Raw genomic sequence first — 10,410 nt, forward strand, 5'->3', positions numbered from 1 at the left:
GGTGACCGTCAGCGCGCCGGCCACCGGCGGGTATCCGGTCGCGATGACCGTGTACTCGCCCGCGTCCAGGTCGGCGAAGGCGTACGCGCCGTCGTCGCCGGTCGTCGCGGTGGCGACCACGTTCCCGGCCGCGTCGACCAGCGTCACCCGGGCGTCCGGCGCGGGCCGCCGGTCGGCGCCCGCCCTGACGACGCCCTGGACCGTGGCGCCCGACCGCAGGAGCGCCTCGATCCGGGTCACTCCCTGGCCGCCGATCTCCACCGGCAGCGCCAGCGGCCGGAAGCCGGTCGCGTTCACCGCGACGGTCACCGAGCCGGGCACCAGCTCCCCGAAGACGAACTCGCCCTGCTCGACGGACTTCCCGGTGGCCAGCACATCGCCGCGCACATCGGTCACGATCACCATCGCGCCCTCGATCGGCCGCCCACCGTCCACGGCGCGCACGGTCCCGGCCAGACCGCTCGTACCGGAGAGCAGGATGTCGTACGCGACCGGCTCGTCGCCGACGACCACCGTGGACGCCTGCGGCTGGAAGCCGTCGGCGGAGGCGATCAGTACGTACGAGCCCGAGCCCGGCGAGTCCAGCGCATAGCCGCCGTCGGACTGTGCGACCGCGCGGGCGAGCTGGCGCCCGGCCAGGGAGATCAGGGTGACGGCCGCGCCGGGCACCGCGGCACCCTCGGCGGCGCGCACCACACCTCGTACGGCCGTCCCGTACAGCGAAGCGGTCGTGGCCCCGGCCGGACCGGTGCTCTGGGCCGGTATCGCGGCGACCGCGGCCGGGGCCTCGACGGCCGTGACCACAGGACCCGCGACGGCGACCGGAGCCGCGACGGCACCCGCAGCCGCAGCCACACCGGCGGCCACCGGCGCCTCGGCCGCGCCGCCACCCGCCGCCTCGGGGACCGTGCCCGTGGCACCGGCCTCCGCCGTCTCACCGGCGGACCGGGTCCGCAGCGCGACCTCCTTGATGAACAGCGTCAGCAGCAGGGCGACCACGGCGGCCGGAGCCGAGTAGAGGAAGACGTCGCCGACGCCGTGCCCGTACGCCGCCTCCATGACGCCGCGCAGCGGCACGGGCAGTGTGTCCAGATTGGGGATGGCGCCACCGCCCGTGCCGCCGTGGCCCAGCGCCGCGCCCTGCGGGCCGAGGTCGGCCAGCCCGTCCTTGACGTAGTGGGTGACGCGGTTGCCGAGCACCGCGCCCAGCGCCGAGACACCGATCGCACCGCCCAGGGAGCGGAAGAAGGTGACGGTGGAGCTGGCGGCGCCGAGGTCCTTCGGCGAGACCTGGTTCTGGGTGCACAGGACCAGGTTCTGCATCATCATGCCGACGCCGAGGCCCATCAGCGCCATATAGACGGCCATGTGCCAGTACGGGGTGTCGACCCGGAGCGTACCGAGCAGTCCGAGGCCCGCCGAGACCAGCACACCACCGCTGACCAGCCAGATCTTCCAGCGGCCCGTCTTGGTGATGATCATGCCCGAGACGGTGGAGGCCAGGAACAGACCACCGATCATCGGGATGGTCATCACACCGGACATCGTCGGCGACTTGTCGCGCGCGAGCTGGAAGTACTGGCTGAAGAAGACCGTTCCGGCGAACATCGCGATACCGACGAAGAGCGAGGCCAGCGAGGCCAGGGTGATCGTGCGGTTACGGAAGAGGCGCAGCGGGATGATCGGTTCGCGGGCCTTCGACTCGACGAGGACGAAGAGCCCGCCGAGCGCGACCGAGCCGCCGACCATCGCGTAGGTCTGCCACGAGATCCAGTCGTACTTGTTGCCCGCGAAGGTGACCCAGACCAGCAGCAGCGAGACGGCCGCGCTGATCAGGAAGGCACCCGACCAGTCGACCTTGACCTGGCGCTTGACGACCGGGAGCTTCAGCGTCTTCTGGAGCACGATCAGCGCGATGACGGCGAACGGGACGCCGACGTAGAAGCACCAGCGCCAGCCCAGCCACGGCGTGTCGGTGATGACCCCGCCGAGCAGCGGGCCGCCGACGGTGGCGACGGCGAAGGTCGCGCCGAGATAGCCGCTGTAGCGGCCTCGCTCGCGTGGAGCGATCATCGCGGCCATGACGATCTGGGCGAGGGCGGAGAGACCGCCCACACCGACGCCCTGGACCACCCGGCAGGCGATGAGCATCCCGGTGTTGTTCGAGAGGCCGGCCACGACCGATCCCCCGACATAGATGACCAGGGCTATCTGGACCAGGAGCTTCTTGCTGAAGAGGTCGGAGAGCTTGCCCCACAGCGGGGTGGTCGCCGTCATCGCCAGCAGCGACGCGGTCACCACCCAGGTGTAGGCGCTCTGTCCGCCGCCGAGGTCGGAGATGATCTCGGGCAGCGCGTTGGAGACGATCGTCGACGAGAGGATCGCGACGAACATGCCCAGGAGCAGTCCGGAGAGGGCCTCCATGATCTGACGGTGCGTCATCGGCGTGCCGGGGGTGACGGCGGGGCCGCCTCCATGCTTGGCGTGGCCGCCCCGCACACCCGCTGGTGTGGTCGTAGCCATTGGTTTCCTTAGTCCTGCGTCGTCCTGTGTCGTCCTGCGCGTCTTACGTGTCGTCGCGCGCCGTCCTATGTGCGGTGCCGCACGGGCGTTTCCTGCCGCATGGGTGTACGGGGGTACGAAAGGTCGGGGCGCCGGTCCCGGCTGTCGCCGAAGCTGCTGAGCAGCCGGGCCAGCAGTCTGTTGAGCTGCCCCACGTCGTCGTCGGTCCAGTCGTCGAGCGTGCGCGCGAAGACGTCGGTCGTCCGCCGGGCCAGCTCGTCGAGCAGGTCCTGTCCCGCGGGTGTCAGCCGCAGGATGCGCGAGCGCTTGTCGGCGGGGTCCGCGGACCGTTCGATCCAGCCGCGCTGTGCCGCGTGGGCGACATGCCTGCTGGTCACCGACATGTCGACGGCGAGCAGCTCCGAGAGACGGCTCATCCGCATCTCGCCGTGGGCCTCCAGCAGAGTCAGTACGGCGGCGGAGCCTCCCGGGCACTCGGCGGGCAGGATGCGCGCCAGGCTCCGTTTGACAGCGCCGACGGCACTGAGCTGGTGGGCCAGCTCGGCGTACTGACTCTGTGCGGCCATGGGACCCTCCCGACATCTTGTTGCTTGGGGCAACCATGGAACCATAGAAGCTATTGGTTGCTACAGGCAAATGAAATCGGAGCGGGGTGGGGTAAAGGAACTGAAAAGGCTTCGCATGGTGCGGGTCAATGCCCGGCGCGGCGGCTGCCGACCTGGGAGCGACCTGGGAAAGGAGGCTCTTCTCGGTCGGGAGGCGGTGGCATCCGGGGGCGAGGCGTGGGCGCCCGAGGGTGAGGCGAGGGCGTCCGGGGGTGAGGCGGAAGCGTTCGGGGGCCGGGGCGCGGGCGTCCGGAATTTTCTGAACGGACGTTCGAGAACTTAACGGACGTTCAGTGCCGGAACGGCGCGTCGGGCGCGGAATACAGGGCAGTTGGGTGCGGGCCCGGGGTTGGGCGTGATCCCCGCGTTCGCTAGGGTCCTGCCGTATGGCACACAACCCCCATGCCCCACAGGGCCCCGAGGGCACTCCCGACCCCGCGGGCAGCACCCAGATGTTCCGTGCGTTCGTCGACGACGGCGAGCCGCAGCGCAGGCAGCCGCCTCAGCAGCAGGGCGGGCCGAAGGCCGGACTGATCATCGGCGTCGTCGCCGTGGTCGTGGTCCTGGCCGTCGTGGGCTGGCTCGCCCTCGGCTGAGCCGTCACGACCGCTCGCGTCGGCCGTCCGCGCGGCCGTTCGCACACGCCGACGCGGCCGACGGCCCACCGGCGGTGTGGCGGACGGACCGCGGATTCGGAACCCCGCCCGGAGCGTTGTCCGGAGTCTCTCCGCGGCTTCGTCCGGCTCTCCGGACGAAGGGCGGGGTCCCGGGCCGGGGTGTGTCGCGAAAGGAGCGCCGTCCGCCCGGGAGGCGGGGCGTGTGCCCGCCGCGAGCGGCTGACGTCACCGCGGTGCGTGCGATCGCGAGCGGAGGACCGGCGTCACCGAGGGTGCGGAGGACCGGCGTCGTCGGGGCCCGGACGTACTCGGGTGACTCCGGCAGCACGGCCGGCCGTGCGGGCCGGAGGTCGCGTGCCGGGCGTCGTGGGCAGGGTGTCGCGGACCGGGCGGGACTTTCGCCACGCGTCCCCGTCCGATGTCCTAGTCCGAGATGAGACCTTCGCGCAGCTGGGCGAGCGTACGGGTCAGCAGGCGCGAGACATGCATCTGCGAGATGCCGACCTCTTCGCCGATCTGCGACTGCGTCATGTTCGCGAAGAACCGCAGCATGATGATCTGCCGCTCGCGGGGCGGGAGTTTGGCGAGCAGCGGCTTGAGCGACTCGCGGTACTCGACGCCTTCCAGCGCCATGTCCTCGTAGCCGAGCCGGTCCGCCAGCGAGCCCTCCCCGCCGTCGTCCTCGGGCGAGGGCGAGTCCAGCGAGGACGCCGTGTACGCGTTGCCGACGGCGAGGCCGTCGACGACGTCCTCCTCCGACACCCCGAGAACGGCGGCGAGTTCGGGAACGGTCGGCGAACGGTCGAGCTTCTGCGCCAGGTCGTCGCTGGCCTTGGTGAGCGCGAGACGCAGCTCCTGGAGCCGGCGCGGGACCCGCACCGACCATGAGGTGTCCCGGAAGAAGCGTTTGATCTCGCCGACGACCGTCGGCATCGCGAACGTCGGGAATTCCACGCCGCGTTCGCAGTCGAACCGGTCGATGGCCTTGATCAGACCGATCGTGCCGACCTGGACGATGTCCTCCATCGGCTCGTTGCGGCTGCGGAAGCGCGCCGCCGCGTACCGCACCAGCGGCAGATTCAGCTCGATGAGGGTGTCACGTACGTAGGTGCGCTCCGGGCTGTCCTGGTCGAGCACGGCGAGCCGCAGGAACAGGGAGCGGGACAGAGTGCGGGTGTCGATGGCTTCCGGCTGGGACACACGCGGCTGCGCCACATGGTCGAGAGCATCGGGCGCGGGAGCGCTCTTCGTGAGCGTGAGCACCTTCGAGCTGCCCTGTTCTACGGACATGCCACCCCCTTGAGGTCGCGGACGGTCGCGTCGGCCGCTCCCGTCGGTGGAACGCAGCCTCCACCTGAATACCGGCGGCGGGACTGCGGCAAACGCGGTTCCAGCAGAATGTCACATGTCGGCAACACGCTGTAGTGACTTGTCGACAAGTAGGGACCGAATCTGCCCGGGAAAGAGGTGGTATACGACTTTTGGGCCAGGGAGGGGAAAACGAGTGATCCAACCGCCCGGGTTATGCCTCGATCCGATTTGCGGATCGTAGCCGGGCGAAGCTTCTGGCCAGCAGCCTTGACACATGCATCTGGGAAACGCCCAGTTCCTGGCTGATCTGCGACTGCGTCAGATTGTTGTAGTAACGCAGCATCAGAATGCGCTGTTCCCGCTCGGGCAGTTGTACGAGGAGATGGCGGACGAGGTCGCGGTGCTCGACACCGGCCAGCGCCGGGTCCTCGTAGCCGAGGCGGTCCAGCAGTCCGGGCAGTCCGTCGCCCTCCTGGGCGGCCTCCAGCGAGGTCGCGTGGTACGAGCGTCCCGCCTCGATGCAGGCCAGTACCTCGTCCTCGGAGATCTTCAGCCGCTCGGCGATCTCGGCGGTGGTGGGCGAGCGGCCGTGGGCCGTCGTCAGGTCCTCGGTGGCGCCGGTGACCTGGACCCACAGCTCATGGAGCCGGCGCGGCACGTGGACGGTCCGTACGTTGTCGCGGAAGTACCGTTTGATCTCGCCGACGACCGTCGGCATCGCGAAGGTCGGGAACTGCACGCCGCGGTCCGGGTCGAACCGGTCGATCGCGTTGATCAGACCGATCGTGCCGACCTGGACGACATCCTCCATGGGCTCGTTGCGGCTGCGGAAGCGGGCGGCGGCGTAGCGGACCAGGGGCAGATTGGCCTCGATGAGCGCCCCGCGCACCCGGGTGTGTTCCTCGCCGCCCGGTTCCAGTTCCTTGAGCTGGGCGAAGAGCACCTGGGTCAGTGCCCTGGTGTCCGCGCCTCTGCTCTGCGCGGCGGGACGTGGCTCGGTCTCGATCTGGGGCGGCACTTGAGGCGCAGTACTGGCCGGCACGGTCACGCCACCCCTTTGCGGTCGACTACGTCAACTCATCCGTCAAAAGCGGTCATAGCATCACAAGACATGTCCACTGTGTGCAAGCACCTGATAAAACCGTGTTGACGGCAAGTTGGGGCAATATAACCAAAAGCCCCACACCGAAAAGGTGTGGGGCTCGGCGGGCGGAGGGCTCAGAACTCGTAGTCGGCGATCACCCAGGTGGCGAATTCTCGCCACTGGCCGACACCCGCCTGATGGGCCGGGTGGTCCAGATAGCGCTGGAGCGCATCCCGGTCGGGTACGGCCGAGTTGATGGCGAAGTCGTAGGCGATCGGCCGGTCGCTGATGTTCCAGGCGCACTCCCAGAACTCCAGCTCGGGGATCTGCTCGCCGAGCTTCTCGAAGGCCTGCGCACCGGCGGTCACCCGGGGCTCGTCGCGTGAGACGCCCTCGTTGAGCTTGAAGAGGACCAGGTGGCGGATCAAGGGCACTCCTTGGGGTACGGCCTGCGGACACGCCCTGGCCGCAGGATGCTTCCGTACGGCCGCTGGACGCTTCCCCGTACGGACGCGGTGGGTGCTGGTTCGTACAGCCGTCTTCCGGCCGTTCTTCGGCTACTTGATGAGTTCGGACATGAACTCGCCGACGCCCTGGGCGGCGCTCGAAATGCCCTCGAACCCTACCTGGACGAGATCGGCGGCCCGGGCCGGGGACGTGATGATCGTGTACAGCACGAACACGGCGAGCGCGTAGAGCACGATTTTTCTCGCTTGCCCCATGGGCCGCTTCCTCCCCTGCCGTCCCCAGTGCGATCGCGCGAGAGTCTAACCGTATGAACGCCAATGCTCGGAGGCTGTACCCGTACGAATGCGGGAACGACGGCGGCGGAAGGACGCGAACCCGTTTACGTGACGCGTCTCACCTGCGATATTTCCCGGGAGCGGGGCATACCGCCGTGTTTCCGACCGGCCGCACCCCGCCCGACCGGCCCCTGCCGATCCCCGCGCGGCACGCGCCACACGGCGACACCGGCCTCCGCCGACATCTTTCGCCCGCCATCCGCGCGGCTGAGCCGACTGGGTGACGGCCCTCGCTTCTGTGCCTGCGACGCCGTGGGGGGCTTCTCCGTATTGCTTTTGCTGCGGGCTGACGAGGGCCCAGCCCCGCAGGGGCGGGGATCGGACCACCGGGACCGGCATCAAGACGATGCTCCAGGGACCAGCCCCGCAGGCGCGGGGATCGGACCGCCACCAGCGAGCGGCCGGCTCCGAGGTCGGGACCAACCCCGCAGGCGCGGGGATCGGGGGAGCTGAGCTGGGAGTTTATTCGGGCAGGCGCCTGTTTTTGCTTACTTCTTCAGTTTCCGGCATAGCGCTCTTTCTTCGCCTATGGGAAATTCCCCAAGACTTTTCCCTGTCCGTCATTTGCGGCGCTGTCCCTGCTTCACCTGTTCCTGAGGCTCCGCCGCCGGCTATCTGCCGCCGGACTTCCTCCGCTTCGACGCCTCGGGCGGATTCGCGCCGGCAGCAGTCCTTCAGGCGCCGGTCTTCCATGCTGCGTCTCGGGGAGGGGCTGTAGGGGCGGATCCCTTCGGGGGAAGGTGCAACGTGCCTCGTGTGCGGGCCGGTTGTGTTCCTGCCAGCTCCCGTGCCGTACGCAAAACACCCTCCCGGCTGCGTTTCCGCAGTTCAGGAGGGTGTGAGAGCGGTAGCGGAGGGATTTGAACCCTCGGTGAGTTTCCCCACACTCGCTTTCGAGGCGAGCTCCTTCGGCCGCTCGGACACGCTACCGGGAGAGAGCTTAGCCCAAGGTTGGCCGAGGTCGAAATCGGTATCGCGGTAAGGCGATCGAAGAGGCCGCGGGGGGTGGTCGGAGGCGGTCGGCGGGGTGCCGGCCGGTGGAGTTCGGGGCCGTGGCGGGCCGGGCGGACGCCGGGTCAGCGCTCGCGGAAGAACGCCGTCAGCAGCGCGGAGCACTCGTCGGCGAGCACTCCCTGGATCACCTCGGGCCGGTGGTTGAGCCGTCTGTCCCGTACGACGTCCCAGAGCGAGCCGACCGCGCCGGCCTTCTCGTCGAGCGCGCCGAACACCACCCGGTCCACCCGGGACTGTACGAGCGCTCCCGCGCACATCGTGCACGGCTCCAGGGTCACCACCAGCGTGCAGCCGGTCAGCCGCCAGGCACCGACCTTCCCGGCCGCCCTGCGGATCGCCAGGATCTCCGCATGGCCGGTCGGGTCGCCGGTCGCCTCGCGTTCGTTGTGGCCCGCGGCGAGCACCGTGCCGTTCGGTGACAGCACGACAGCGCCCACCGGCACATCACCGGAGCGGGCCGCCCGTGCCGCCTCGTCCAGGGCGAGGCGCATGGAAGCCCGCCACGGATCGCGTACGGGATCACGCACCGGACCGGGCTCGGACAACGGGCCGTACCCGATCACTAGCGGACGGTCTCCAGCACCTCGGCGGCTCCCAGAGCCTCCGCGATCTCGGCCATCGCATCGGTGTCGAGCGCCAGCAGATCAGCCTCGGACAGCCCGAGGTCGCTGAGAATCTCGCGGTCGCCGACGGCTCCCGCCGGCACGGTCTCCCCGTCGATCACGGGGCTGTCGTTGTCGTCGTCCTCCTCGTCGTTCTCGTCCGGTTCGCCGTCCTCGGTACCGTCGAGGTCCAGCGCGTCCAGGTCGTCGGCGGGGTCGTCGTCATCCCTGCCGAGCAGTTCATCAATGAGGATCTCCCCGTACGAGGAGCGTGCGGCCGCGGCCGCGTCGGAGACATAGATACGAGGGTCTTCCTCGCCCTCCACACGGAGGATGCCGAACCAGGCGTCCTCCTGTTCGATGAAGACGAGCACCGTGTCCTCGTCCACCGAGGCTTCCCGGGCCAAGTCGGTCAGGTCCGACAGGGTCTCCACATCGTCGAGCTCTGTATCGCTCGCTTCCCACCCGTCTTCGGTGCGCGCGAGCAGTGCGGCGAAGTACACCGTGACTCTCCCACTGGTCAGAGGTGTGACGATCCGGCGGTGCGCTGCTCTGCCCCGCCTACTCGGAATCGTGGCAGAAACGAGCGCTTCGCGAGAGGTCTTCCACCGTTGCGTCGTCAGGCCATTTTATTAGGACCCTGTTCGGCCCCGTGCACGCGGCCCGCACATTCCTCCGGTGGACCGGCGCGCCTACCAGCGGAAGGTACGCATCCGCATCTGCTGGCGCATCCGCGCGGCGCGGGCCTGGCGCGGCTTCACCCGCTCGCGCAGGGCTTTGGCCTCGTTCAGCTCCCGCAGGAACTGCGCGCGCCGCCGCCGGCGCTCCCTCGCGTCCTCGTCGCCCCGCTCCTGGTCGTTTCCGTTCTCCCGGCCCTGCTCTTGTCCTTGTCCCCGCTGATCCCGGTCCGGCATCGACGCCTCCCCACCCCAGGTCTTCAGCTTCACCTTCCCTCGCGAGCGGGGGTTGATGCCCACGCTTTGGTGGCAGCGCGTACGGCCATGGCCCCCGGTTACTGTGTCGCCATGCGGATTCATGTCGTCGACCACCCGCTGGTGGCGCACAAACTCACCACGCTGCGCGATCGGCGCACCGACTCAGCGACCTTCCGGCGGCTCGCCGACGAGCTGGTCACCCTGCTGGCGTACGAGGCCACGCGGGACGTACGGACCGAACAGGTCGACATCGAGACCCCGGTGCGGGCCACCACGGGAGTGAAGCTCTCCTACCCGCGCCCGCTGGTGGTGCCGATCCTGCGGGCCGGGCTCGGCATGCTCGACGGGATGGTGCGGCTGCTGCCGTCCGCCGAGGTGGGCTTCCTCGGGATGATCCGCAACGAGGAGACGCTCCAGGCGTCCACGTACGCCAGCCGGATGCCCGAGGACCTCTCAGGACGCCAGGTGTACGTCCTGGACCCGATGCTGGCGACCGGCGGCACGCTGGTGGCGGCGATACGCGAGCTGATCAAGCGCGGCGCGGACGATGTGACCGCCGTGGTGCTGCTCGCGGCGCCGGAGGGCGTCGAGGTGATGGAACGGGAACTCGCGGGAACGCCGGTGACGGTCGTGACGGCGGCGGTCGACGAACGCCTCAACGAGAACGGCTACATCGTCCCGGGCCTGGGCGACGCCGGCGACCGCCTCTACGGGACGGCTGCCTCTTCTTTCTAGTCTTTCTAGCCTGCGGGCGCTCTGCGCCACTGTCGACGGCCGGCCGTGCTCGATTCGCTCATACCTCGCGAACCTCCGCCCGAGCGGCGGAGCCGCATGCCGAGCACGGCCTCCGGGCGGGCCGGGTTTCGTGGCGCGCGCCGTCAGGCGCGGGGGAGGGCGGCGGGCACAGCCCGTACGC

11 protein-coding genes and 1 tRNA gene are annotated in these 10,410 nt (G+C 69.5%); 2 read left to right on the plus strand and 10 right to left on the minus strand.

Annotation, left to right across the window (positions count from 1 at the left end):
- Together BFF77_RS09660 and BFF77_RS09665 are read right to left on the minus strand one after the other, a co-directional pair.
- Window positions 1–2,442, minus strand: a 2,442-nt coding sequence (locus tag BFF77_RS09660; RefSeq protein WP_483855208.1) for an MFS transporter, incomplete at its 3' end; no start/stop codon positions are given.
- Between the two features lie 146 nt (window positions 2,443–2,588).
- Window positions 2,589–3,089: a MarR family winged helix-turn-helix transcriptional regulator gene (locus tag BFF77_RS09665; protein WP_066946393.1), complete on the minus strand. Its 501-nt coding sequence runs from the start codon at window positions 3,087–3,089 to the stop codon at window positions 2,589–2,591.
- A 425-nt stretch (window positions 3,090–3,514) separates the two neighbouring features.
- On the opposite strand from BFF77_RS09665, the gene BFF77_RS09670 reads away from it, so the two are divergent.
- Window positions 3,515–3,724, plus strand: coding sequence for a hypothetical protein (locus tag BFF77_RS09670; protein WP_066946397.1), 210 nt, complete (start codon window positions 3,515–3,517; stop codon window positions 3,722–3,724).
- 444 nt (window positions 3,725–4,168) lie between these two features.
- Here BFF77_RS09670 and BFF77_RS09675 read toward each other — a convergent pair whose 3' ends face one another.
- From BFF77_RS09675 to BFF77_RS09705, 8 genes are all read right to left on the minus strand, one after another.
- On the minus strand, window positions 4,169–5,035 hold the full coding sequence (locus tag BFF77_RS09675) for an RNA polymerase sigma factor SigF (RefSeq protein WP_066946402.1): 867 nt from the start codon (window positions 5,033–5,035) through the stop codon (window positions 4,169–4,171).
- Between the two features lie 232 nt (window positions 5,036–5,267).
- A complete protein-coding gene (locus BFF77_RS09680; RefSeq protein WP_079124978.1) occupies window positions 5,268–6,098 on the minus strand; it encodes an RNA polymerase sigma factor SigF in 831 nt (276 codons plus the stop codon).
- Between the two features lie 176 nt (window positions 6,099–6,274).
- Entirely contained in the window at window positions 6,275–6,568 is a 294-nt protein-coding gene (locus BFF77_RS09685; RefSeq protein ID WP_066946408.1) for a Dabb family protein, read from the minus strand.
- Window positions 6,569–6,697: 129 nt separating this feature from the next.
- Window positions 6,698–6,862, minus strand: coding sequence for a hypothetical protein (locus tag BFF77_RS35535; protein WP_169922642.1), 165 nt, complete (start codon window positions 6,860–6,862; stop codon window positions 6,698–6,700).
- Between the two features lie 926 nt (window positions 6,863–7,788).
- A tRNA-Ser gene (locus BFF77_RS09690) sits at window positions 7,789–7,873 on the minus strand.
- A gap of 146 nt (window positions 7,874–8,019) precedes the next feature.
- Window positions 8,020–8,448 carry a tRNA adenosine(34) deaminase TadA gene (tadA, locus tag BFF77_RS09695; RefSeq protein WP_079124979.1) on the minus strand — a complete coding sequence of 143 codons (429 nt, stop codon included), beginning with the start codon at window positions 8,446–8,448 and terminating at the stop codon, window positions 8,020–8,022.
- A 71-nt stretch (window positions 8,449–8,519) separates the two neighbouring features.
- Entirely contained in the window at window positions 8,520–9,062 is a 543-nt protein-coding gene (locus BFF77_RS09700) for a tRNA adenosine deaminase-associated protein (RefSeq protein ID WP_066946415.1), read from the minus strand.
- A 189-nt stretch (window positions 9,063–9,251) separates the two neighbouring features.
- Window positions 9,252–9,473 carry a hypothetical protein gene (locus tag BFF77_RS09705; protein ID WP_066946424.1) on the minus strand — a complete coding sequence of 74 codons (222 nt, stop codon included), beginning with the start codon at window positions 9,471–9,473 and terminating at the stop codon, window positions 9,252–9,254.
- 111 nt (window positions 9,474–9,584) lie between these two features.
- Between BFF77_RS09705 and upp the strand changes: the two genes are divergently transcribed.
- Window positions 9,585–10,229: a uracil phosphoribosyltransferase gene (upp, locus tag BFF77_RS09710; protein ID WP_066946418.1), complete on the plus strand. Its 645-nt coding sequence runs from the start codon at window positions 9,585–9,587 to the stop codon at window positions 10,227–10,229.
- Window positions 10,230–10,410: the final 181 nt, after the last annotated feature.

Origin of the sequence: Streptomyces lushanensis, from assembly GCF_001700515.1 — a bacterium.
In the GTDB taxonomy this organism is placed as follows: domain Bacteria; phylum Actinomycetota; class Actinomycetes; order Streptomycetales; family Streptomycetaceae; genus Streptomyces; species Streptomyces lushanensis.